Origin of the sequence: Bradyrhizobium sp. USDA 223, from assembly GCF_044909005.1 — a bacterium.
GTDB lineage: Bacteria > Pseudomonadota > Alphaproteobacteria > Rhizobiales > Xanthobacteraceae > Bradyrhizobium > Bradyrhizobium yuanmingense.
In genome coordinates this window covers 821,936-846,532 of the sequence record NZ_JBIYDR010000001.1, presented here as the reverse complement: position 1 = coordinate 846,532, position 24,597 = coordinate 821,936, and the positions used below count along the sequence as shown (strand labels likewise).

Here is a 24,597-nt window from a genome sequence, read left to right as displayed (position 1 = left end):
GCAGGGGCGGCGCGACTGCTCGCCCGCTGGATCGCACTCGACGGCGTTTAGAAACTCCCGTTTGCGTCGCGATGGTCGGCGACGCGAAATAGCGGCATCGGAACGTCGACGCCAATGTCGTCGCCTTTGATGAGCGCGACGAAGGGGCCTTTGGCATGTCCTAATCAGTCTTGTTACAGGTGCTGCAATCGAAGGTTTTCGAGGATGGCGAACCATTTGCAGCCTCTCCCACCTGGTCCCTATCGCTGCTCTAAACGCCGTTTCACGTTTTCAACCCCAAGCACGGGGCTTGTCAGAACTGGAAGACTGTGGGCCGTGCCCCGCACTGCACGAGCCATCGAGGCCTGCGCAAAAACGACCACATCAACCTTCTGCGACAGCCCTTCGAGAGCTTGACGGATCTGCGCGTCATGGGCTTCGACGTCCCCATCGGCGAGGAGTTGAAACGCTCCCTCAACAAGCACATGGTCGATCGCTATCGCCTTGCCCGCCTCGCATGCCTGGCGCTTCAGCAAATCCACTGTCGGCACCAGCGTTGTGGATAAGGTCGCTAGGACGCCTATGCGGTTTCCAAGCTCTACAGCGGCTTTGGCCATACCTTCATCAATACGGAACAGCGGCACAGGGCAGAGCGCCACAATGGCATCGACTGCCGGTCCGAGAGTCGAGCATGTGACGACAACCGCATCTGCCCCGGCGTCGGCTGCCGACCATACGTAGGTCGCGAGCCTCCGTTTCGTCAGATCGGAGAGCGACCCGCACTCAATGGTGTTTCTCAAGAGGCTCTCGTCGAGGATCGCGAACGGCTTCCAATCGGGCAAATGTTTTTTGGCGAGGCCCTCGAACTCGGAAACGACGCCGGAAACCGTATGGATGAACGCCACCGTTTTGGCGGAACCTCTCGTACTTTGAACTGACATGTATAATTTCCATCTAGTCGCTGAGAGCTGAGTTGGCGGAAATGGATGTTTGGACCAGTTGTTCAACCTGTGCAGCGTGAGAACCCTCTTCTGGCGGAGTTCAGCAGATGCTTAGAAGTTTCTTCCACTTCCTCGCCTCCGCAAACGGCGATCTCCAGGTCTTGGACTGCAATACCTGGCCGTGATTTGCCGGAAGGATTGCAGCATAGCTTTGGGGGGACGTCCGGATACGGTCCCCAGGTCGGAATGCGGTTATAGATCGTGTCGGCGCCTTCGGCGCGGGACAGGATGTTGTTGCGGCGGCAGGCGCGCTCCAGTGCGTTGTGAACGACGGCTGGAACGTTCTTCGGAGGTGAAGGCGCATCATCAGATAACCGGCCGATCGCAGCGCAGACCAGTTTTGTGCGGTGCCAAGCAGATGTTGCCAGCATTCATCGGTAAAATCCGAGGACGGCCTTCGTCTCGAGATACTCCTCCATGCCCTCGATGCCGTATTCGCGGCCGTTCCCGGAGCGCTTGTAGCCGCCAAAAGGTGCGTTGGGGTCCCAGTCGGGATAATTGAGATGCACTTGGCCCGACTGAATCTGATGGGCGACCGCCCGTACCGTCTCCATATCGGTGCCCTGCACGTGCGCGCCGAGGCCGTAGACAGTGTCATTGGCGATCGCGATCGCCTCGTCCACGGTGTCGTAGGGAATGATCGACAGCACCGGGCCGAATATCTCCTCCTGCGCGATCCTCATGTCGGGATGGACGTTCGAGAAGATGGTCGGCCGCGCATAGAAGCCAATCTGAAGATCGCCGGGCCGGCCTCGCCCGCCGATGACGAGCTTGGCGCCTTCTTCCAGGCCGACACCGATCATGGCCTGGACTCGCTCGAATTGTGGACGGTTCGCAATCGGACCATGAGTCGTTCTTTCCGCAAGGGGATCGCCGACCACCAGTTCTGAAGCGGCCGCTGCCGCCAAAGTCTCGACTTCTTCCATGTGCGAGCGAGACACGAGCATACGCGTCGGTGCGCTGCAGGATTGGCCGAGATTGCGGAAGGCGGCGCCGACGCCGAGCGGAACAGCACGGCTAAGATCGGCGTCCGGCAAGATGATATTCGGCGACTTGCCGCCGAGCTCCTGGGCAACGCGCTTGACGGTGGGCGCCGCCGCTTGCGCAACGAGAACGCCGGCCCGCGTCGAGCCGGTGATCGAGATCATGTCGACCTCTGGATGCGACGCCAGAGCGGCGCCAACGATCGGACCTGTCCCATTGACGAGGTTAAAGACGCCGGGTGGACAATCCGCATTGTCCATCAACTCCGCGAATAGCAAAGCGCTCAGCGGCGACAGCTCACTCGGCTTTAACACTACCGTACAGCCTGCTGCGAGCGCCGGACCGACCTTGGCTGTGATTTGATAGAGAGGCCAATTCCATGGCGTTATAAGGCCGCAGACGCCGATTGGCTCGCGCATAATCGCGGTGCTGCCGCGCGCGGCGAGGAAAGGATAATTCGCGAGATTTTCGCGGGCGACGCGGATATGTTCGGCGGCCAACGGCACCTGAGCGCGACGCGCGTAGCTAATCGCAGCTCCCATCTCGCAGGTAAGCGCCTGCGCGAACAGCTCCAGGCGCTCAAGAAGCAAAGCGTGAATCCGGTCGAGCAGCGCCGCTCTCTCAGCGGGCCGTGTCGCGGACCAGCCGGCGAAGGCTCGTCTGGCGGCTGCGACGGCGCAGTCCACGTCATCGTCATCGCCGAGCGCGACGTCAGCAATCGGCTGCTCCGTCGCCGGATTGACCACGGTTGCTGTTGCCGCGACTGATCCGATCGGCTTCCGCCATTCTCCGTCGATGTAAAATTTTCCGAGGAGGCCAGCTTCCGTCAGGTGTCGAAGGGGCGAGGTCATTGGAAGCGATCCTTTCGGCGGCCTACCAGCCGCGCATCCGGGGCCATCGCGCTTCGATCGCGTCGCTGCCGGCGGAGACGACGTTGTACAACTCGTGTTGCGAGGCCGTCGCACAGGCGTGATTGGGGAGAATCCTGACCTTCGCGCCGATCGGAAGGTCGGGCAAAGCGCCCGACGACCCGGGCCTGATGGCGAGGATGCCGTGCTCCTGGCTCGCTTGCGAAACGATCAGGTCCGGATAGACCTTGCCGGCCACGTCGCAGACCAGACCATATCCCTGGTCGACCCGCTGCGCCGCGGTGCCGCGGTCGCGCGAGAGCGCCATCCAGCCCGCATCGACCAAAATCCAACCCTTCTCAGACTTGGTGCCGATCACGGTAGCGAGCACCGAGATGGCGATGTCCTCCGTCGTACAGACACCAACACCGTGCATGACCAAGTCGAAGAACATGTAGACGCCCGCCCGCATTTCCGTGACGCCGGTCAGGTCTTCGGCGAAATGCGCTGTCGGCGTCGAGCCGACGCTCACAATTGGGCATTGGTGCCCGGCTGCCCGCAAGGCCTCCGCGGCGGCAACCGCCACCGCTCTCTCATTCTCCGCGGCCGTGACGAGAGCCTCGGGCGTGAAGAGGCTGTAGGATTCGCCGGCATGGGTAAGAACGCCGGCAAGCTTGACGCCGGCCTCGCCTAGCGCGACCGCGACAGCAATGAGCTTTGGATCGTTCGCGGTCAACCCGCCGCGGTGACCATCGCAGTCGATCTCGATGAACGCGGTCGGTGTCACACCAGCGGCACGACCGACGGCGCCGAGCATTCTTGCCTGCTCCGGCGAATCGAGCAGTACCTTAAGGTCAACGCCTGCTTTGCGCAGACGCATCGCTCTTTCAGCTGTGTGGGGCGCCAGACCCACCGCATAAGTCATGTCGCGAAAACCGTGCCGCGCGAAGTAATCGGCTTCCGCCAGGGTAGAGACAGTAATCGGCCCCGATCCAGACGGATAGGCCCGTCGCGCCACGTCGATGGATTTCGCGGTTTTCATGTGGGGACGCAGCACGACGCCCCGCTCCGCCATGCGCGAGGACAGGCGGGCGAGATTCCGATCGAGCCGATGCTCGTCGAGCAGGAGAGCCGGCGTTGCCAGCGTGCCGAGCGTTGCGGCCGTCTCGGAGTTCTGGTGATCCGTTCCGCTCATCTCCTCGCGTCGCACGTCGATGTCTCCTAGCCGAACGACTGATTGGGAATCGCAAACACGCCCGCCGGCCCGCGCGAAAGCGCCGGCGTGCCCAGGATCATGGTGGTGGCATCGCCGACCTGCTCCAGGCCGATGCCTTCAAGCCAATCCCCGAGTTGCGATGTGGCAGAGGTGTCGATGCGGACAAAAACACTGCCGAGCCGCGCGAGCGCAGCCTCGATCAGCGCCTGCGCATCGGTCGCGGTTTCGGCGACGACAGGACCGATGACATGCCCGCGGCCGAACAGCCGGGAAATGGCGTAGCCGCGGGCCGTGCCGTCGCGATGCAGGACATAGCCATCACCGCTTTTGAGCAGCTTTTCGAGCATGTGTCGTCTCTCCAAGCCCGTAGCGTCGCGATCGAGTCGCATGATCGCCTCGAAATCCGAGGCAGCCATCGGCCTGACGAGCCCCGGCGGCGGCTCATGGCGTCCTCTGGGAAGTCCCTGATGCTGGTGGATGACCCCGACGGGGACGAAACCGCGCCGCTGGTAAAGCGCCTGGCCTTCGGCGGTCGAATTCAGCGCAATGCTTCGTGGACGCGCGGACGTCAACAACGCATCCATGAGCCGGGCCCCATAGCCACGGCCCTGAGCAGTCTTCGCGACGATGATCATACCAGCGGAAGCATGGGTCTCGCCATACGGCCACCATGCCGCGGTCCCGATCACCGTCCCAGCCCGCTCCAGAACAAAGCCTTGGCCCAGCTGTAGCGCGACATCCCAATCTTCGAGCCGATAGGGCCAGGACATTTCCTGCGAGAGCTTCAGGGCGCCTTCCAGATGCAACTTGGCGAACGGAACCAGCACCGCGGCTCGATCGTCGCGATCTCCGGCCTTGTAGGCTGCGGGCTTCATCATTGGTCGACGTTTCTCTTGCTCGCTGTACTTGTCGCCAGGACCTGATTGACGGTGAGGGCCACCTGATCCTCGCATCGTCCGCACTGTACGTTGCACCAGACAGCATTACACAATTGGACTGGAGCAAAGTTCGGCATAGAATTTCATTGTTCGTGGCTCGAGGCGGCCAATCTGCGGTCGGCGGCGGGCGCGCCAAGACGCCGTTCGAAGACGGGCCGTCAGAGCTGCCGCGGCGCGGAGTTCGAAAGTCGGCGTCATACTTACCCCCAATCGTCGCTAGGGCGCCATTTCGGCGATCATCATGGGGATTTCTCCACGTAGCATACGCAACATGCGCTCGAAGTGACCCGGATCGTGTGGCTTTAAGAGCGTAGCTTTGCGGGGCAGATATAAGTCCCAAAGGCGCGACAGTAAAAACCGAAACGCCGCAGCGCGCTGCATGGAAGTAGCAAGCGTTCCGAGGGAGTTAGTTTGCTTCTCTCATATCCTGCCGTGCTCAGCCGCGGCTTGGCGCGAGCTGATCAGATGTGGTCGTTTCGAACATCGAGGGCATCGCGCAAGCCATCGCCGATGAAGTTAAAGCTCGTCACTGCGATCGTAATCGCGGCGCCGGGAATGATGGCGAGCCATGGAGCGCTCGCCAGATATTGCTGGGCGCCGTTGAGCATGTTGCCCCAGCTCGGCAGCGGCGGCTGAATCCCATAACCTAGAAAGCTGATATAGGCTTCGAGAAGGATCGCGCGGGCTACCGTCAAACTGGCGGCGACGATGATCGGGCCCATGGCGTTGGGCAAGATCTCCCTGAACATGATATGCGTTCCACTCAAGCCGAGCATTCGACTGGCCTGGACAAACTCGCGTTCGCGTAGCGAGCGAACCTCGGTCTCGACGATGCGGGCAACTTCCATCCATTTCGTGAGCGCAATGATAACCGTGATCATGAGGGGGCTCGGCCGCAAAGCTGCAGCCAGCGCCAGCACGAGAAAGATCGACGGAAAGGACAGGAACCCATCGACCGTCCGCATCAGGACTGCGCTGATCCAGCCGCCGCGATATCCTGCGACCACGCCGACCAGTGCTCCGATCACGATCGATATCAGCATCGCCGAAAATCCCACCAGCAGCGAGATCCGTCCTGCCATCAGCAGTCGAGCCGCCAGGTCACGTCCGAGCGGATCGGTGCCAAGATAATGATTTCCGGTCATCGGAGGAGCGAAGCGTGCGCGCAAGTCGATGTTGAGAGAGTCATATGGCAGCAGATACGGGCCCACGACGCATGCCAGCGTCAGCAGCGTGATCATTGCCAGACCCAGCAGCGCCAGGCGATGGTTCATGAAGCGGTATGCCGCGCGGCTGTGCCACCATCGGCTTGGCGCTGTGCTTACGGCGAGAGCGGTCATAACGGTCGGCTCCTTGCAGGGCGTTGCGGATTCAAGCCAGACGTATGCGCGGGTCGACAATAGCGACGACGATGTCCGCAATCAGGTTTCCGAGAATGACCAGGACGGCGGAGAACATCAGCAGCCCCATCACGACCGGGTAGTCGCTGTAGTTGAGGCTGTCCAGAAACAGGCGTCCCATTCCCGGCCAGGTAAAGACGGTCTCGGTCACCAATGCGCCGGTCAGAATGCTGGGCAACTGCACTCCAGCCAGCGTGATCATCGGCAGGAGCGCGTTACCGACGACATGCTTCATCAAGACCCGGCGCTCGCTCACGCCTTTGGCGCGCGCCGTCTTCACGAAATCCTGGCTGATGGCGTCGAGCGTTGCCGTCCGCATGTAGCGGCTCCAGACCGCCACATGGACCAGCGACAGCACGATGCTCGGCAGGATGAGGTGATGCAGATAGTTCAGCGCCGAGCCGTCGCCGATCGTGTACATGTTGCCCGCAGGCAACCAGCCCAGCCGCAGCGAGAAGATGTAGATCCCGACGAGCCCGAACCAGAAGGTAGGAATCGACAGTGCGACCATGGCTCCGGCGGTCGCCAGATAATCGAACAGGGAATAACGGTGCGTGGCGCCACGAATGCCGATCCAGGTGCCGACCGCTATCGCGATCATCGTCGATGTGCCCATGAGAAGGAGCGTGGCAAAGACGTGCCGGCCGATGACCGTCAGCACCGGCGTGCCGCCGCGGAAGGAATGGCCCCAATCACCCTGAACGAGGCGCCACGCCCAATCGAGATACTGGATCCACAGCGGCCGGTTGAGCCCGAGTTGCTCCTTGATGCGGGCGATATCCGCCTGTGTCATCCCTGGATCGAGCCCCTGTTGCGACAGGGGGCCGCCCGGGCTGATGCTCAGGATGACGAAGCCGATCATCGAAACGATCACCAGCAGCACGAGGCTCTGCGAAAGACGGCTGAGCAGGAATGCGCGCATTTGGCCCTCAGTAACGTGATAGTGCCATTGGATGGCCGCCGGCCTTCCCGAAAGTTGAGCGGCGGCCGCCGTGCTCAAGCCGTCCGATACCAGCTCGCGGCATTCCACGATTCTGTGCGGGTGTTGGGGTTCGGTACCACGCCTCGAATCGCGCTCTTGCACCCATGGACGGACGTGCTCTGGTACAGCGGCATGAAGGGCAGGTCGCGACGGACCAGTTCCTGGACCTTGTGGTAGATCGCACGCCGCTCATCGGGATCGAAGGAGCGGGCGCCCTTATCGAGAAGGGCATCGACTTCCGGATTGGCATACTGAGCGGTGTTCGAGCCACGACCGCCTTTCGCAGCAATTGCCCGCGAATGAAATCGATTCGTCACGTCCGGATCGGCGCCGATCAGATAGGTGATGCCCGCGAACATCGTATCGAACTGCGACTTGACCCAGAAATCGCCGAAGATCACCGCTGAGGGCAAGTTCGATATCGTCATCTCGATGCCGATCTCGGCCAGTGACTGCTTGAGGAATTGCTGAACCTGCTCGCGCAGATGGTCGCCTGATGTCGCCGAATTCGCGAAGGACAGACGCACCCCATCCTTGGCGCGGATACCGTCGCGCCCCGGCAGCCAGCCCGCCTTATCCAGGATCTCTCGCGCCTGCTTCGGGCTGAACTCCTGAACCGGCAGGTTCGGATTATGATAGAACGATTGCCGCGGCATGAAGGTTTCCGTGGCGTTCGGCACGCCATAATAGAGCCCTTCGAGGATCGCTTTCCTGTCGATGGCGGCATAGATCGCCTGGCGGACTGCAAGCTCTTTGAACTGCGGCCGCTCGAGGTTGAAATAGATCGTCTCGACCGAGGACCTCGGCACCAGCGTCACCACACGGTCCGGCAGCTTGCGGGCCTCCTGGTAATTGTCAGGCGTGATGTAAGCCTGACCGACGAGGTCGATGTCGCCACTCTTGAATTGAGTGTAGAGGACCGTGAGGTCAGGGATGTACTTGAAGACCAGTTGATTGATGTAGGGACCTTCGCCGAAATAGTCGGGATTGGCGACAAGCTCCAGATGGTCGCCTGCTACGCGTTTGCCCCATTTGAAAGCACCGGTGCCGACCGGAGCTTGATTGAAGGCGGCTGTGTTCGGGTCCGCCTCCTTCTCCAGGATATGCTTGGGGACGATGAAGGTTTCGGTCAGGAACGACAGGTAGGGCGCGAAGGCCTCTTCCATGCGCCAAGTGATCTCCTGTGGCGATACCACCGTGATGTCGCGGACGAGGGAATGACCCGCGGTACGCCAACTGCGGAATTTTGGGTTGGTGATGAGCTCGAGGGTGAATTTGACATCCTCGGCCGTGAAGGGAGCGCCGTCGTGCCAGCGAACGTTGTCGCGCAGGCGGACTCGCCATTTAAGGCCGTCCTCCGAGATACCGCCGTTCTTCTGGCTCGGGACCTCCGCGGCGAGATTCGGCTGGATGACGCCCTTGGGATCGACGCGGAACAGGGCATCGAAGACGGAGAAATGAACGCCATCGTCGACCTCGATCTTCACCATCAGGGGATTGAAGATCGTGGGCTCCTGGGAAAGCCCGACGATGATGCGGCCAGTCGGCTTTTCCGGACGAGTCTGGCCGTAAGCCGTCTTGCCGAGCAGGTTGGGCGCGAGCAGGCTGGCTGCCCCGCCCATGGCCATTACGCGCAGCGCGTCGCGTCGTGAGTAGCTCGAATTTCCAGAGCGTTTTGTCATCGTATCTCCCTCCAGATGGCGCTGTCCGCCGTGGCTCTCATGAATTTGCCGCTAAGGCCCGTGCGCCGCCCTGCTGCTCCCCGGGAATCGCTGCGACCAGTTCGCGCGTGTAGGCCGACTGCGGGCGCAGAAAAATCTGCGACGGCGGCCCGCTCTCGACGACCCGGCCCTTGTGCATGACCGCGATCTCATCACAGATTTGGCTGGCGACACGCAGGTCATGGGTGATGAAGATCATCGAGACGCCGGTCTCGCGCTGGATCTGGTCCAGCAGCTTGAGGATCTGCGCCTGGATCGACACGTCGAGCGCGGAGACCGCCTCGTCGGCAATCAGGAGCTTCGGCTTGAACATCAGCGCGCGGGCGATGCCTATGCGCTGACGTTGCCCGCCGGAGAACTCGTGCGGGTAGCGGCCGAAAGCTCCGGCATCGAGACCGACACGCGACAGCAGCGACCGTGCCTGGTCGCACGCCTTCGCGTAAGGCATTCCATGCGCGGCCGGACCTACGGTCAGGATCTGTCCAACCGTCGAGCGCGGATTGAGCGAGGCGAAGGGATCCTGGAAGATCATCTGGATTTGCGGCCGTAGCGGACGGAATTCGGCCTCCGAGAGCTTGGCGACGTCGCGACCTTCGAACAGGATCCGGCCGTCGTCGCTGTCGAGCAGCTTGATCAACAGCCGGCCCAGCGAGGACTTGCCCGAGCCGCTTTCGCCGACGACCCCCAACGTGCGTCCGGGCGCCAGATCGAACGATACTTGGTTCACCGCCGGCACGATCCGCTGTTTTCCGAACAGCGCGCTGCCACTGCGGTAGGTCTTCACCAGCCCCTCGACCTTGAGGATCGGCTCGTTGGCCGGAGCTTCCACAAGAGCACGGTCTTCGCCCGTCAAGTGCGGGACTGCTGCGATGAGGCGCCTTGTGTAGGGATGACTGGGCGACTGCAGCACCTGGGCAGCGCTGCCCTGTTCGACGATGTGACCCTTCTCCATGACCACGACATTGTCGGCGATCTCCGTGACGACGCCGAAGTCATGGGTGATGAACATGACGCTCATCCCCTTGCGGCGCTGAATGTCGCGGATCAGCTTGAGGATTTGCGCCTGGGTCGTGACGTCGAGAGCCGTCGTCGGCTCGTCCGCGATCAGGATGGCGGGCTCGAGGGCCAGCGCCATGGCGATCATCACCCGCTGCCGCTGCCCGCCCGAAAGCCGGAAGGGATATTGGTGATACATGAGCTGCGGATCAGGCAGACCCACTTCAATCAACAAGTCTATGGCCCGGCTGCGACGCGAGGCCGGCGTGCCGACGTCGTGGGCTGCCATCACCTCCTCGATCTGCGCGCCCACGGTCATCAGCGGGTTGAGCGCCGAGAGAGGATCTTGAAAGATCATCGAGACGACGCGGCCGCGCAGGCTACGGAGCTTGTCGGGCGAGAGGCCCACGATGTTCATTCCGTCCAGGTGAATCGCACCCGAAGGGATCCGGATCGCCTTCGGGAGAAGGCCCATGATCGCATTGGCGGTGACCGACTTGCCCGATCCGGATTCCCCGATGATACAGAGAATCTGTCCGCGCTTCAGATCGAAGGAGATGTTCTCGACGGCGTTGGCCCGCTCCATTCCTTCCGGCAAACTTGCGGTCAGCTCGCGCACCGACAGCGCGACATCGGCGGGACTTGCCACCTGGATGCCAGAGACCATGCGAGCACCCTCCTCTTTCAAGCCAGTGCCGTCATCTTGGTGCGGCCGGCGCCTTCGGCTCCTTGCGCCTCCACGCTCCCTCGACAGGTCAATAATTCGCCGCTCAACTTGCCATTCCTTCATTGGAGGCTGCGACATGATTCAGGTCTCTTCGCGCAAGAAGCAAGAGCTGTTGCTCGGAGCGCAGTGCCGACCTGATCGGCCAACTCGATCGAAGCGAACCTCAGACGGCATCCACGTCATGGCTTGATCGCTTCCGCGAAGGCCTGTTCATGGACACGGCTCATGAAAGTTGCCTCTATGGACTTGGCCGATCGATCAGTTGGTTCTGTCGATCTTGACGATTTCAATCACCGCGGAGTCGCCGAAAGCCGGCATCCGGGCAGCACGAACTTCTGAAAACGAAGTCCGATTTGGCATTTCAATCTGCGCCGCCGGGCCTGTCGTGACCCCTGCCACGAAGGCGCGCGACGGATCGCAGGAACACGTGCATCAGTCTCGCCGCCTGCAAGCTGCGACGCAAGCAAGGTGTTTTCGCAATATTAGCCTGCGTCAAAGGCAGTAAACCGCAGGATATTCGGTCTCACGACGAAAGTCCGCGGGGGCTGCCGCAATTCCTCGGTTACGCTACGGCGACCACCGGAGATCCCTGTCGGATGAGCGCGCCGCTCCTGCATATCGAATCCAGTCCGTCCCTTCCTCGTGAAGCGGACGTCGTCGTCATCGGCGGCGGCGTCGTAGGCGTGTTCACAAGCTACTATCTCGCGCGTCGCGGCCTCAAGGTTGCCTTGCTCGAGAAGGGCCGCGTCGCCGCCGAGCAGTCCAGCCGCAACTGGGGATGGTGCCGCCAACAGAACCGCGACGCACGCGAGCTGCCGCTTGCGACCAAGAGCCTCGATCTCTGGGAACGAGTTGCCCAGGAAACGGGTGAAGACACGGGCTTTCGCCGCTGCGGCCTGTTGTATTTGTCGAACGACGAGAATGAGCTGGCGGGCTGGGCCAAGTGGGGGGACTTCGCCAGGACCGTTGGCGTCACGACGCATATGTTGAGCTCGGAAGAGGCGAGCGGTCGGGGCAAGGCGACGGGTCGTAAGTGGAAGGGCGGCGTCTTCTCACCGACAGACGGGACGGCGGACACTTCAAAAGCCGTCCCCATCGCCGCGCGTGCGATCATGGCGGCAGGCGGTACCGTGCACCAGCTCTGCGCCGCGCGCGGCATCGAGCTCAGCGCCGGTCGGGTCAGCGGGGTGGTGACCGAGGCCGGCACGATCCGGACGAAAACGGTGGTGATGGCGGGAGGCGCGTGGGCTTCTTCGTTCTGCAACCAGCTTGGAATTCGTTTCCCTCAGGCATCGGTGCGCCAATCCATTCTCGCCGTGGCTCCTGGTGCAGCCGGCCTGCCTGATGCTCTGCACACTGCGCAGCTGTCGCTCACACGGCGCGGCAACGGCGGATACACGCTCGCCATCAGCGGGCGCGCGCGAGTCGATCCGACGCCGCAGCAGGTCAGGTTCGGCCGCGAATTCCTCCCCATGTTCGCCCGCCGCTGGCGAAGCCTCAGCCCCGGGGCCTTCGAGGGCATGCGGCAGGGCCATGAGACGCTGGCTAAATGGGGACTGGATGAGGTGACCCCGATGGAGCTGAATCGAACGCTCAATCCCCGCCCCGACATGAGGCAGATTCGGCTGACGCATCGACGCGCGTGCGAGCTGGTTCCTGAGCTGCGGCACCTCGCCATCTCAAGCGTCTGGGCCGGCTACATCGACAGCACACCGGACGGCATTCCGGCAATCGGCGAAGTTGAATCCATTCCAGGCTTCATCCTCGCGGCGGGGTTCAGTGGCCACGGCTTCGGGATTGGGCCCGGCACCGGGCACATGATCGCCGACATCATCACCGGTCGGGCACCGATCGTCGACCCGCGTCCCTACAGGCCGGAACGGCTGAGAATGAGCGCCTGGGGCAAGGTCAGCGAGTTCTGAATTGCAGTTTCCGCCTCGTTGGGAAAAGCTGCTGGTTGATGCTATGAAGATGCATATGACGCTGAAGGCTCAAAGCCCCGACGCCGTTGTCGGCCCCATCTGATGGCATTGCTATGAAGCTCGATAAGATTGACATCAGGATTTTATGCGAACTGCAGAAGAACGGGCGCATTTCCAACGTCGAGCTCGCAGAGCTGATAAATCTTTCGCCGAGCCCGTGCCTGATGCGCGTCAAGAGGCTCCAGACGGAGGGCTTCATCACCGGCTATTCCGCCCAGATCGATGTTGCCAAGCTCGGACAAACTCTGACGGTCTTCGCTGAAATCACCTTGAAAAATCACCGGCAGATCGATTTCGCGCGCTTTCTCACGACGATTGAAAAGATCGATTCCGTCGTCGAGTGCCATCTCGTTTCGGGCGGATACGACTATCTCGTCAAGTTCATCACGGCGGGGATCAGCGAATACCAGGCGGTCATGGAACGCCTGGTCGAGATGGATATCGGTATCGACAAGTATTTCAGCTTCGTCGTGCTGAAGTCCCCGATCGTGAAATCCCATCTTCCGCTCGAAAGCATCTTCAATGGCTAACAACTAAGACAACGGCGCCGGCAGCGCGGTGATCATCCCTTCATCGCCGCACGGACGTCCTTGTCTTCGAGCGTATGGTCGAGCGTAGTCTTTGTCCGCTCAATAATGCCATCGATGTCGTCATCGGTGCAGCACAGCGGCGGCGCATAGCCCAGCACGCCTTGCGCAAAAGCGCGGATCACGAGACCATTGTCCCATGCGCGGTCGAAGATGCGGCGCGCCGCGTCGGCTTCCGCCGGCAGAGGCGTCTTGAGCTCCTTGTCAGTCACAAGCTCGATTGCAGCCAGCATGCCGCGACCGCGGACATCGCCGACGAGCGGATGATCGGCAAGCGCGCGAAGACCTTCCATCAGGCGGTGCCCGGCCTTCCGGCCGTTTTCCAACAGGCCGTTTTCATAGAGATCAAGGCACGCGAGCCCAACGGCTGCGCTGACGGGATGCGCGGAATAGGTGTAGCCGTGGCCGACGGCCGCCTTGCCGGCACCGTCGGCAATCGTGTTGTAGACGCCGTCGGACATGAGAACGGCCCCCATCGGCACGTAGCCCGAGGTCAGCCCCTTTGCCGTGGTCATGAGATCCGGCACGACATCATCTTCCTCGCAGGCAAAGAGCGGACCGACACGGCCAAAGCCGGTGATGACCTCATCGGCCACGAACAGAATATCGTGCTCCTTGCAGACCGCATGCATGGCCTTGAGCCAGGACGGCGGCGGAACGAGGACGCCTCCTGACCCCTGTATCGGCTCGACATAGAAGGCGGCGACGCGTTCGGCGCCGAGTTCGGCGATCTTCGCCCGCAAGGCCGCGACCGACGCCGCAATGATAGCCTGGGGATGCGAACCGACAGGGTTGCGATAGGCGTAGTGGGACGGAATTTTGTGCTGCCAGTTGTATGGCACTCCAAAGCCCGTATGAAAGGCCGGCAGCGCAGTCAGGCCAGACCCTGCCGTCGATGATCCGTGGTAGCCAGACTCCACGGAAATGAACTGGTCCTTCTGCGGCCTCCCTTTGGCATGATAGTAGTACCTGATGAACCGGATTGTACTGTCGACGGCATCGGAGCCACCCAGCGTGAAGTAGACATGGTTCAGATCGCCAGGCGCCAACTCAGCCAACCTGGCCGCCAGCCGGATCGCCGGGTCCGAGCCCAAACCGAAATAGCCTGTCGCATAAGGCAGCTCCTGCAGCTGTCGCGTAGCCGCTTTAACGATGCTGTCCTGTCCGTAACCGGCATTGACACACCATAGACCCGCAAAGCCGTCCAGCAATTGGCGTCCCGAGACATCGGTCAGCGTCGCGCCCTTGCCTGACTTCAGCACGCGGACGCCCGTCGCCTCGTGGCTGCGATAAGAAGAGACCGGGTGAATCAGATGCGCGCGATCGAGCTCAATTAGCGAGTTGCTCAACATATTGTCCTCCAGATCGGCCGCGATGTTTGTGCGAACAGCCCGTTGTGTCCGGGCTCAACATAAGTTGCCGAAGACAGCACTTGCTCCCAGGCATGACACGGACGGAGGGCGTTTTGACTTTGATTGGGCACCACTGCGGCATGTTATGCCGGCATGGTGCGGCGACGGATCGAGGCTAAACGGGGAGAGCCGTCGTCGCGCAACTCTCTGCCACGGCTCCGATGCGATACGACACAATCTGCTCCCGACCACCGCGACATCGGCGCTTTATCTCGCCGGTTGCTCGCTAGGCTGTGTGTCGTACCGGCTAGCGGTGCGAGATCGCAAGGATTGGAGCTATGGCGACATTCAGACCGAAATACATCACCTTCGACTGCTACGGGACGCTGACAAATTTCGACATGGCCGGCGCCGCGACCCGTGTCTACGGCTCGGAGCTTTCTGCCGCGGCGATGGCAAAGCTCATCAAGGACTTTTCAGCCTATCGCCTGGACGAGGTTCTCGGCGCCTGGAAACCGTACTTCGAGGTCGTGCACAACGCGCTGGAGCGCGCCTGCAAGCGCAATGGCGTCGTCTTTAAGCCGGAGCATGCCCAGCGCATCAATGAAGAGATCCACACGTGGGGTCCACACGCCGACGTGCCGGCTGGTCTGGCCAAGGTTGCCAAGCAGATTCCGCTGGTCATCTTGTCGAACTCCATGAAGAACCTCATCATGTCCAACGTGGAGAAGCTCGGCGCTCCCTTCCACACGGTCATCACGGCCGAGGAGACTGGCGCCTACAAGCCGCACATGAAAGGCTTCGAATACATGTTCGACAAGCTGGGCTGCGGCCCGGAAGATATCACTCACGTCTCCTCCTCGTTCCGCTACGATCTGATGACCGCCTACGATCTGGGCATCAAGAGCAAGGTATGGGTGAACCGCGGTCACGAGCCGGCGAATCCCTTCTATGAATACACCGAGGTCTCGAGCATCGGTGGCTTGGCTGCCGCAGTCGGCCTGGAGCCTCTTCGCAAGAGCGCCTGAGCGCTGTCTTTTCGGGATCCCTCACGACGCTTCAGTTCTTGTAAAACTTCAATAGAGATCTGCGCTGGTCAAGGAAAAGGGGGCGGTTCAGCCGCCCCCTTTCTTATTTCAGATCCGATGGACGCTCAGTCCAGGCCGCCGACATGGAGCGCCTTGCTCTCGAGATATTCTTCTATCCCGAGCTGAGATCCCTCGCGTCCCAATCCAGACTGTTTGACACCGCCGAAAGGCGCGACCTCCGTCGAGATCAGGCCGGTATTCAGGCCGACCATGCCGAACTCAAGCGCTTCGGCAACACGCCAGGAACGCTTCAGGTTTTCAGTGTAGAAATACGCCGCAAGGCCGTACGGCGTGCCATTGGCGATCGCAATCGCCTCCTCCTCCGTCTCGAAGCGGAAAAGCGGTGCGACCGGCCCGAACGTCTCTTCGGACGCCAGGAGCATCTCAGTCGTCGCGCCGCCGAGCACGAGTGGCCGGGCATATTGCCGACCTTCCGGCACCGCCTCACTCTCCGAGATGATCTTTGCGCCCTTGTCCAGGGCATCCGTGACGTGCCGCTTGATCTTGTCGATCGCCGCGCCGTTGATCATCGGACCGATTGTGACCCCCTCTTCGGTACCTGCGCCGACCTTCATTTTCGCGACCTTCCCGGCGAGCTTCTGTGCAAAGGTATCGTAGACGCCTGATTGCACGAGAATGCGATTGCAGCAGACGCATGTCTGTCCGCCGTTGCGGAACTTCGACGCAATCGCGCCCTCGACGGCCCGGTCGATATCGGCATCGTCGAAGACGATGAACGGCGCATTGCCGCCGAGCTCGAGGCTGAGCCGCTTGATGTTGTCGGCGGCGCCTTTCATCAGCAGCCCGCCGACGCGGGTCGATCCCGTGAACGAGATCTTGCGGACGGTCTCATTGGCCATCAGCTCCTTGCCAATGTCCGCGGGCATGCCCGTCACGACGTTGATCACGCCAGGTGGAATTCCTGCCCGCTCCGCCAGCACACCGATCGCGAGGGCCGAAAACGGCGTGAATTCAGAGGGCTTGATGACGACGGTGCAGCCCGCAGCCAGCGCGGGCGCCACTTTGCGTGTAATCATCGCGTTGGGGAAGTTCCAGGGCGTAATGATCCCGCAGACGCCGACCGGTTCTTTCAGAACCAGAATGCGGCGATCGACCGTGGGTGACGGGATCGTCGATCCGTTGATCCGGCGCGCCTCTTCCGCAAACCATTTGACGAATGATGCCCCATAGCGGATTTCGCCGAGCGATTCCGCCAGTGGCTTGCCCTGCTCGAGCGTGAGCAGAAGAGCCAAATCCTGCTCATGGTGTCGCATGAGCTCATACCAGCGCTCCAGCAGGGCGGCACGCTCTGCATGGGCCTTGGTCTTCCAATGCTTGAATGCAGCGGCCGCAGCGTTGATGGCAGCCCTCGTCTCCTCGCACCCCATATCCGGGATGGTGCCAAGAACTTGCTGGCTGGCAGGATCGATGACATCCACCGTCGCCTTCGCACTCGCGTCGCGCCAGTGGCCGCCGATCAGTCCCTGCTGGCGAAACAGATCCTTGTCTTTCAATGCAACCATGTATTTGTTCCCTTGCCCTTGGGGTCAAACCGCCATCACTGCTGGATATGCGATTGGCGAGACAAAGCCGTCTCAACCGAGCGATACAGCACCGCGCCGCGCGCCGCATTTTTCATCGAGAAGGAAGCGTCTGATGGCGTCGAATCCGGTCAGACGGTATCTCGAAAGTCGATTGTTCTGGCCGTCGTTCAGTGAAGCCGCCGTCAGGCACCGTGCTCAGTCATAATGGCAGACATAAATCTTTCGCACGGTCTCGATCGTGCGCCAGACCCCGACAAAGCCCGGCTTCATCACAAAGCTGTCGCCGGCGCGGAAAGTCTTCGTCTCGCCACCCTTTTCCTCGATTTCGATAAGACCCGAGATGATGTGGCAGAACTCGAAGGTGGTGCCCTTGATCGAATGGGTCTCGCCGGGGGTTGCCTCCCAGACGCCCGTCAGCACTTTCTCACCCTTCGAGGCGTCCTGCGCCCAGGTCTTGAAGGACGGATTGCCCGAAATGAGCCGTTCGGGATCCGGCACGGCCTTCTTCGGTGCGAAGTCCGGATTGGTGTCGATGGCGATCAGAAGTGACATGGCATCTTTCCTGTTAGTAGCCGAGCGTTCGATCGACGAGGCCGATCGGATTTCGTCCGGCGCGGTGGCGCCGGATGTTCTGTATGACGGATTGCGCGGCCGTATGCGGCTGCGTCACGGACGCGATATGCGGCGTGATGATTACCTTCGGATGCGACCAGAGCGCATGGGCTTCCGGCAGCGGCTCGGGATCGGTCACGTCGAGCATCGCTGCGGCGAGGCGCCCGCTGTCGAGTGCTTCGATGAGTGCGCCCTGGTCAAGCTGCGGACCGCGGCCGACATGAAGCAGCCTTGCTCCAGCCGGCAGGAGAGAGAACAGTTGTGCGTTCAAGATGCCGCTTGTTTGCTCCGTCAGGGGCAGGAGACAGACGAGAATGTCCGTTCCTTTCAGGAAGCTGCCAAGCTGACCATCGCCGTGGAAGCACGCGACGCCCTCGATCTTCTTGTTGCTGCGGCTCCACGCGGCAAGCGGAAATCCAAACGGCTTGAGGCGATCAATCGCAGCTTGCGCCAACATGCCGAGGCCCAGAAAGCCGACGCGCCGATCGGCAGCCTGGGTCGTTGCAAGAGCCTGCCATAGGCCTCTTCCCTGCTGCTCCCGATAGGCAAGCATCTCGCGATGGAGTGTCAGCACCCCAAGCACGACATACTCCTGCATCATGCATATGATGCCATCCTCGACCATGCGCACGAGCTTGACGTGGCCAGGTATGGTCTCTGGCTTGAACTGGTCGACCCCGGCGCCGATGGAAAAGAGCATTTCCAGATTTCGAAAGCGTGAGACGTCGTCTGGCGCGTTCCAGGTTATTAGGTACTGTATCTTTTCCGGCTCGAAGCATTCGCTGGAATGATAGAACCCGAGATCAGGGAGCTCGCGCGCAAAGGCCTGCCGGAAAATAGCCGCCCGAGCAGCATCGGAATTGAAAAGGAACGCCATCGACGTGGTCCTCTCAGGTCCTCGCCCGGGATGCGGCGCGTTGAGACCGGCATGGCCGGCCACCGAGGGCTGGAAAGGCGGCGAGCCCTCCAGCGAAGCCTTCAACGTTCACTGGGGCTCACCCTGCGTGCTGTTGCCGGATATCGATAGGCGGCAACCAGTAGCTTTCCCTGCTGAATCGAGTTGCACTGGCGGCGAAACATTCCGAATACCGCCTGCCAAACAGGCGAAACCTGCTGGCGTTCCGCGCTATGCTGCTGCAAAAGAGGGCTTGTGCGGCACGCAGCAGAAGGCCGGCGGGCATAGGCCGCAGGCTTTGAGCCCCGCAAAGGAATGGATGAGCTAAATGGGACGAACGGTACGCGTGAAGTCCTTTGAACTGATGGCCAAGGACATCAACGACGTTGATGTGAAGCTGCTCCACGCGCTTTCGATCGGTGTCGGCTGGCCGCATCGCCCCAAGGACTGGGATTTCCTGCGCCGCGCCGGCCACGGCATCGTCGCCGTTGATGGCATAGACCGCGTTTTCGGCAGCGCGATGTGGTTCCCTTATAGCCAGGAATTCGCGACGATCGGCCTGGTGATCACATCGCCTCGAACCCAGGCACAAGGTACTGGCCGCTGGCTCATGGAACAGGTTTTCGAGCGGTGCGGCGACCGAAATTTGGCCCTCAACTCAACCCATGCCGCCTATCACCTGTATCTGTCGCTGGGGTTCACGAAGGAAGCCACCGCATATATGTGGCAGGGAGAACTCGTCTCACCACCTCCGCCGGTGCCGGCTCTCGACGGTGAATTGACTTCACTGTCCACGGCGAGCATCGGAGAGATCGCGGCACTGGATGAGCGCGCCTTCGGAACTAACCGGCAGAAGCTGCTCGCATTGCTTTCCGATGGCGCGTCAATCTCCGTCTTGCGCCGCGGCGGAGAGGCCGTCGGTTTTTCGATGAAGCGCGAATTCGGGCGCGGTCATGTGATCGGCCCGATCGTCGCCAGCAACGATTGTGACGCGATCCATCTCACCGCCGTGCATCTGAGGGATCTCGCGGGACAATTCGTCCGCGTCGATACGCGGGAGCAGACGGGTCTGTTTGCCGACTTCCTTCAACAGAGCCGCCTCGCGATCACCGAGACCGTCACGACGATGTCTAAGGGCCGGCCATTCCTGAACCGCAAGGAAAATGAGCCATGGGTGTACGGGCTGGCCGGTCACGCTTTGAGTTGAGGCTATGAAGCGAGCTCGGTAAGAACGGGTGCCAACGGTGCCGATCGCGACCCTACAGAGATGGGCCGTGGCCAGGGCGACCAGCAGATGGACGAGTCGCTCGCGAAACGGACCCAAGCGCACGAAATCGTCGTTTGGCGTACAAAACCGCGCAAATGGCGGAGAGAGTGGGAGTCAAACCCACGATCTTCGATCATTACGCGTCGAACAGCTGAGATTGCAAGTAAGCACCCGCCGGCCTGCTGCCCTCGGAAATCCAGATTTTGCAAATGCGCCACAAGCCTGCTCACGTTGGCTGTGGTGAGATTTTTCTTGATCTCGCGGTGCACACATCGGGCCCACGCGGCCCTCTAACCAATTGAAAAACTTAAACTCTCGCTCCAATCCATCATCGGAGCGACCGAGCTGCTGCCCACTGATGCCGGTTGGCAGCAGAAATCGCGCCGGGCAATGGCAGCAACTCAAGAACCCGAACTCTTAGTGATGACTCGGGTGAGCCCATCGCATCGCCAAGTTCCGGTTGATCGCTGCTCAAAAGCCCGTTTGAAAAATCAGCTGCTCAAACGGTTTTTCTCGCCAAGTCATTGATTTGTTTGGTGGGCGCACCAGGGCTCGAACCTGGGACCCGCTGATTAAGAGTCAGCCTTGGGTTGAGAACAATCAATGACTTGCTGGTCGCACGACCGGGCTTATCCGACTGAAAGTGGGCGTTCGTCGCACGATCAAAGTGCTGCATTTCACCGGCTACCATCCGCGCGGTCGGAGCATCCGCGGGGTAAACCCTGGCATCTGGTTGGCGCCGTATCTCTTGCAAGCTACCGTTAGAGCGGCTCACGCGACGGATTGGACCCTTTTCCGTTCCGATTGATCGGATCCTCGGGTACCCTCATTCCGCCGCGTCGGCGGAACTGGCGGAGTTGATAGATTGGCTGCATGGAGAGCGGAGATGGGCCGGCTCGATAAGCAGATGGATCCGTTCCACCCTGCCGCGCATCTGACGACGGCGGATCGCGTCCCCGACAATCCTGGGCTTGAGCAAGTCGACACGTCGTCGTCCGTTGAACCGGCCCGAGAGAAGGCCGCCTCGTCGCCCGCGCATTTTGGGTCGGGCCGGGCGGGGACCGGCGTAACGGGCTCTACCAATTGGATCGACCGAGCACGTCGCATCTGGCGACGCCATCTCCAGCGCGATCAACTCCCCCGAACGACCGGGGGATCGACGGGAAACTTCGAGCGCTGGTTGATCGCACTGCTGAGCGTCGGCTTCGTCGTGAGTTGCGTTTGCGCCATCATTGTCTTCATGCAGGTCAACGCGCGCAAATTGGAGATCGCGACACTGCAACGTGATATCATCGCACTCAAGCTGCGCGTAGCCAGGCTCGATCAGATCGCAAGCACGAATGAGATGCGCGAAAAGGCAAGCAGTGGAATACCCAAACCGCCGTCGGAGATCCAAGCCGACCAGGCTCCGCTCATCCTGTCACGTGAAGAGATTCAGCTTGTCCGAGACTATATCAAGCCTGCACCAGTTGCTGGCCCCGCGACTGAGACGACAAAGGTCGGCGATCCCGTCGTGGGAGAAACCGTTCCCTTTTCCTCTCCGATCACGGACAAGGTGCGGAAGCTGCTCGGCGCGAGATTTACCGTTCGCAATGGCGTTGTTGTCATCGTCCGCAGCGGCAGCCGTCACGCTGATGCTGTGATTGGGCCCAATTGACGGGAACTGGCCGCGATTGCAGTAGTCGATCGCCCTCTTAAGGCTGGTTGTTTGGTGGTCTTTCAATGAACCGCCGGCTGCCATTGAGAAGCTCGAGGTTATTGGCGATAACCGGGTTGCCTGGGTCGAGCGAATAGGCCTTCTCAAACTTTCGGCGCGCCGCACTCAGATTGCCGCGCAGCATGTACGAATATCCCTGGTCATTCAGGACCTGCACGGTTTCGCCGCCCAGCCGGATCGCTTGGGCATAGGCCTGGTCAGCCAGATCAAACCGACGTATCCGATCATAGCTCGCCGCGAGTCCAACCCAGGCCGTCACGTCCTTCGGCGATTTCTCGACCGCATCCCTGAAATAGCGATTAGCTAACCCGTAGCTGCCGCGGTTGAAATGCTCCAAGCCCAGCCGTACCGGCTCGTCCGAGGGATAATATTTGACGTCGGTCGGCTCCTGCACCGGGTCGCCGCCAGGCGGCTCGACGGGAGCGACGACGGCAGCCTGCCTAAGCGTATGATCACACCCCGCAAGGCCGATCCCCAACCAGCAACAGGTCAGCATGAAGATGATACGTCGCATAACCCCTTGGTCCCCCGCACGTCGCAGCAACTTCACTGCGCCGTTCGCAAACAACATCGCCAAAACCACGCACTAAAAATCGTTACCTGCCGCCTACGCCTACTCCGCCGACCGGCACTGATACTCCTGTAGTCGATCCAGCCCCCAATCCTTCTATGTTGACGTTCTGGGTTGGGGCAGTCCGCACGCCCATTTGTTTCGTCGCATCGCCAATGTCGGGAAGCTGATCCACTGGCTGTTTCGTGTTGCCATAGCGAGTCACGGCGGCGCCCACGCGCCGGGCGTCGTGCACGATCCTGCGATCACCGACGTTTCGCGGCCATGGATGGATTGTGTGGGTGACCGCGTTGACCTCCTTGGCATTGCCGGCACTCATCGTGATGGTGTCTGAACGCTGGAAATAGCGGTCCACCTCGTCATGACCGGCCACCCCGTAACATCCCCCGAGCAGCAGCGGTGCGAACAGAGCCAGATACCTGATGGTCATCTCCCGCTTCCTTCTCAGTTGAGCGTTTTTACGACGGGCTGGTTCGCAACAGCCGGTGCCGGAATGGTCGCAGTGATCTCGGGAGCGATGATGTGACCATAAGGTCCTTTAACGTCGCCGCCGGAGTTAACGTAGTCATTGTAACGCTTGCGGACTTCCATCTGGCCATTGAGGAAGAAATCGACGTCGTTGGCCGGAAGGCGAGAGTCGAGCGGCGACGCCAGTTGCTGACCCGGTGCGGCCGGTGCGACCAGGCGCGGCGTCACGATGATGACGAGATCGGTTTCCTCCTGCTGGTACGACTTGCTGCTGAACAAGGCTCCGAGCACAGGCACGGAGCCGATCCAGGGCAATTGCGAAACGTCCTGACGGTTGCGGGTTTGCAGCAAGCCGGCGATCGCAAAGCTCTGGCCGTCCCGCAGCTCCACCGTGGTCCGTGCATCGCGGCGGGTCAACGCCGGAACTGTCGTCCCCTGAATCGTCACTGCATTGGCGAAATCAAGCTCGCTGACCGACGGCTCCACCCGAAGGTTGATGACCCCCCGCGAGAGCACGGTAGGGACAAAGGCCAGCTCGACACCGAACTTCTTGTAGTCGATGGTGATGGTCGGAAAGCCGGCTGCGGTCGTGTTCGGAATCGGCACTGGAAACTCACCACCGGCCAGGAAGCGCGCTGCATCTCCGGAAAGCGTGGTCAAGTTCGGCTCGGCCAACCTGCGAGCCAATCCTTTGGTTTCCAGCGCAGAGATCAACAAGTCCACCGAACCGCCATTGCTGGTTCGGACGATGCTGGTCAACAAGCTTCCGAACGGGATCGGAGCTATGCCGCCCGCTGTGCCAAGAAGCGTACCAGCTGTTCCGAGTAACGGCAGGCTACCGGTGGGGGAAGCACCGACTTGGCCGCCGCCAACGCCCAGGGGGCTATTAGCGGTGTTGATACCACCAATCGGTCGCCGGCCCGCCGTAGTGCTCAAATTGCCACGTCCCGTATTCGCGACGTTGGTCCCGTTGGCATTCGCTGCGTACAGGTTCACACCGAGGTCGCGGCCGGCATCCCGGGTGACCTCGAGAAACCGCACCTCCAGCATCACCTGCTGCGGCGCCGCGACACTCATCGCGTTGACGACGGTGCCCCCCTTCGCGACCGTGCTGGTGGCGATCGCCATGGCCCGCTCGGCCGTAACCGCATCGGCGGCCGTTCCGCTGAGTACCACCTGGCCCTCGGAAGCCGAGACGCGGATCCCGTGCCCGCCAGTGCTGCTGCGGATGTTCTGCTGGAGATTGCCGGTATCGATCACGACCTCGACGTCGAGGATGCCGATCTGCTTCATCGAGGAGTCGAGCAGGATGACGTTGGTGGTGCCGGTCTGCTTGCCCTGGACGTAGATCAGGTGATCGCTGAGCGACTTCACGTCCACAATGTCGGGCGAGCCGGCCACGATAGTTGCGAAAGCCGTATCGACCTTGAAGGTGCGTGACTTGTTGACCACCACCTTGACCCGCTGGACGTCGTTCATTTCGCTGACGAAGACGCCGCCGCCGGAGAAGCCCCGCCGGTCTGCCGCCATCGCGCGGTCAGCGGACGCAAAGGAGGCGAGCGCCGCGCCAAGACCCATCACGCTGAAGGCGAGAAGCTCCCTTATCTTACCTGAAATGCGATCGCCACCCATTCGAGTCCCCCAACTGCGATCCGCGGCTCCCCCGCAAATCTACGTGCTCGACATCCCCAATAGTTCCCCTCTGCGCACCACGCCGCAGAG

The 24,597-nt window shown here is 61.3% G+C and carries 21 protein-coding genes; 5 read left to right on the top strand and 16 right to left on the bottom strand.

Features of this window, described 5'->3' with window-relative positions:
- Positions 1-239: 239 nt before the first annotated feature.
- The 9 genes from ABIA40_RS03450 to ABIA40_RS03410 all read right to left on the bottom strand — a co-directional run bounded on the left by ABIA40_RS03450 (position 240) and on the right by ABIA40_RS03410 (position 10,732).
- A complete protein-coding gene (locus ABIA40_RS03450; protein ID WP_271543961.1) occupies positions 240-920 on the bottom strand; it encodes an aspartate/glutamate racemase family protein in 681 nt (226 codons plus the stop codon).
- A 62-nt stretch (positions 921-982) separates the two neighbouring features.
- Complete coding sequence (locus ABIA40_RS03445; protein ID WP_404539098.1) at positions 983-1,351, bottom strand: hypothetical protein; 369 nt, start codon at positions 1,349-1,351, stop codon at positions 983-985.
- Positions 1,352-2,815 (bottom strand): aldehyde dehydrogenase family protein, encoded by a 1,464-nt coding sequence (locus ABIA40_RS03440; protein WP_404539095.1) that lies wholly within the window; start codon positions 2,813-2,815, stop codon positions 1,352-1,354.
- 22 nt (positions 2,816-2,837) lie between these two features.
- Positions 2,838-4,007 (bottom strand): alanine racemase, encoded by a 1,170-nt coding sequence (locus ABIA40_RS03435; RefSeq protein WP_404546150.1) that lies wholly within the window; start codon positions 4,005-4,007, stop codon positions 2,838-2,840.
- 26 nt (positions 4,008-4,033) lie between these two features.
- On the bottom strand, positions 4,034-4,906 hold the full coding sequence (locus ABIA40_RS03430) for a GNAT family N-acetyltransferase (RefSeq protein ID WP_404539092.1): 873 nt from the start codon (positions 4,904-4,906) through the stop codon (positions 4,034-4,036).
- A 521-nt stretch (positions 4,907-5,427) separates the two neighbouring features.
- Entirely contained in the window at positions 5,428-6,306 is an 879-nt protein-coding gene (locus tag ABIA40_RS03425) for an ABC transporter permease (RefSeq protein ID WP_128263189.1), read from the bottom strand.
- Positions 6,307-6,337: 31 nt separating this feature from the next.
- Positions 6,338-7,288 (bottom strand): ABC transporter permease, encoded by a 951-nt coding sequence (locus tag ABIA40_RS03420; RefSeq protein ID WP_128263188.1) that lies wholly within the window; start codon positions 7,286-7,288, stop codon positions 6,338-6,340.
- A gap of 74 nt (positions 7,289-7,362) precedes the next feature.
- Entirely contained in the window at positions 7,363-9,030 is a 1,668-nt protein-coding gene (locus ABIA40_RS03415; protein ID WP_271543952.1) for a peptide ABC transporter substrate-binding protein, read from the bottom strand.
- Positions 9,031-9,067: 37 nt separating this feature from the next.
- Positions 9,068-10,732, bottom strand: a complete 1,665-nt coding sequence (locus tag ABIA40_RS03410; RefSeq protein ID WP_271543950.1) for an ABC transporter ATP-binding protein — start codon at positions 10,730-10,732, stop codon at positions 9,068-9,070.
- A gap of 656 nt (positions 10,733-11,388) precedes the next feature.
- Between ABIA40_RS03410 and ABIA40_RS03405 the strand changes: the two genes are divergently transcribed.
- Together ABIA40_RS03405 and ABIA40_RS03400 are read left to right on the top strand one after the other, a co-directional pair.
- The gene (locus tag ABIA40_RS03405) at positions 11,389-12,714 is read left to right on the top strand and encodes an FAD-binding oxidoreductase (protein WP_271543948.1); all 1,326 of its coding nucleotides are present in this window, start codon (positions 11,389-11,391) and stop codon (positions 12,712-12,714) included.
- 113 nt (positions 12,715-12,827) lie between these two features.
- Entirely contained in the window at positions 12,828-13,304 is a 477-nt protein-coding gene (locus ABIA40_RS03400; protein ID WP_027544593.1) for an Lrp/AsnC family transcriptional regulator, read from the top strand.
- A 32-nt stretch (positions 13,305-13,336) separates the two neighbouring features.
- On the opposite strand, the gene ABIA40_RS03395 is transcribed toward ABIA40_RS03400, so the two are convergent.
- Positions 13,337-14,713 carry an aspartate aminotransferase family protein gene (locus tag ABIA40_RS03395; protein ID WP_404539087.1) on the bottom strand — a complete coding sequence of 459 codons (1,377 nt, stop codon included), beginning with the start codon at positions 14,711-14,713 and terminating at the stop codon, positions 13,337-13,339.
- Between the two features lie 338 nt (positions 14,714-15,051).
- On the opposite strand from ABIA40_RS03395, the gene ABIA40_RS03390 reads away from it, so the two are divergent.
- A complete protein-coding gene (locus ABIA40_RS03390) occupies positions 15,052-15,741 on the top strand; it encodes a haloacid dehalogenase type II (protein WP_157284088.1) in 690 nt (229 codons plus the stop codon).
- 125 nt (positions 15,742-15,866) lie between these two features.
- Here the strand turns inward: ABIA40_RS03390 and ABIA40_RS03385 are convergent, their stop codons facing one another.
- The 3 genes from ABIA40_RS03385 to ABIA40_RS03375 all read right to left on the bottom strand — a co-directional run bounded on the left by ABIA40_RS03385 (position 15,867) and on the right by ABIA40_RS03375 (position 18,834).
- The gene (locus ABIA40_RS03385) at positions 15,867-17,324 is read right to left on the bottom strand and encodes an NAD-dependent succinate-semialdehyde dehydrogenase (RefSeq protein WP_271543943.1); all 1,458 of its coding nucleotides are present in this window, start codon (positions 17,322-17,324) and stop codon (positions 15,867-15,869) included.
- Positions 17,325-17,540: 216 nt separating this feature from the next.
- A complete protein-coding gene (locus ABIA40_RS03380; RefSeq protein ID WP_271543941.1) occupies positions 17,541-17,897 on the bottom strand; it encodes a cupin domain-containing protein in 357 nt (118 codons plus the stop codon).
- 13 nt (positions 17,898-17,910) lie between these two features.
- Entirely contained in the window at positions 17,911-18,834 is a 924-nt protein-coding gene (locus ABIA40_RS03375) for a glyoxylate/hydroxypyruvate reductase A (RefSeq protein ID WP_271544290.1), read from the bottom strand.
- Positions 18,835-19,180: 346 nt separating this feature from the next.
- Here ABIA40_RS03375 and ABIA40_RS03370 point away from each other — a divergent pair, with 346 nt between their 5' ends.
- Positions 19,181-20,059, top strand: coding sequence for a GNAT family N-acetyltransferase (locus tag ABIA40_RS03370; RefSeq protein WP_271543939.1), 879 nt, complete (start codon positions 19,181-19,183; stop codon positions 20,057-20,059).
- A gap of 946 nt (positions 20,060-21,005) precedes the next feature.
- Positions 21,006-21,776 (top strand): hypothetical protein, encoded by a 771-nt coding sequence (locus ABIA40_RS03365; protein WP_271543937.1) that lies wholly within the window; start codon positions 21,006-21,008, stop codon positions 21,774-21,776.
- A 37-nt stretch (positions 21,777-21,813) separates the two neighbouring features.
- Here ABIA40_RS03365 and ABIA40_RS03360 read toward each other — a convergent pair whose 3' ends face one another.
- The 3 genes from ABIA40_RS03360 to ABIA40_RS03350 form a co-directional block, all read right to left on the bottom strand.
- Positions 21,814-22,350 (bottom strand): tetratricopeptide repeat protein, encoded by a 537-nt coding sequence (locus ABIA40_RS03360; protein ID WP_085969012.1) that lies wholly within the window; start codon positions 22,348-22,350, stop codon positions 21,814-21,816.
- Positions 22,351-22,432: 82 nt separating this feature from the next.
- Complete coding sequence (locus ABIA40_RS03355) at positions 22,433-22,837, bottom strand: hypothetical protein (protein ID WP_271543934.1); 405 nt, start codon at positions 22,835-22,837, stop codon at positions 22,433-22,435.
- A gap of 14 nt (positions 22,838-22,851) precedes the next feature.
- The gene (locus ABIA40_RS03350; protein ID WP_271543932.1) at positions 22,852-24,507 is read right to left on the bottom strand and encodes a type II and III secretion system protein family protein; all 1,656 of its coding nucleotides are present in this window, start codon (positions 24,505-24,507) and stop codon (positions 22,852-22,854) included.
- Between the last annotated feature and the right edge of the window lie 90 nt (positions 24,508-24,597).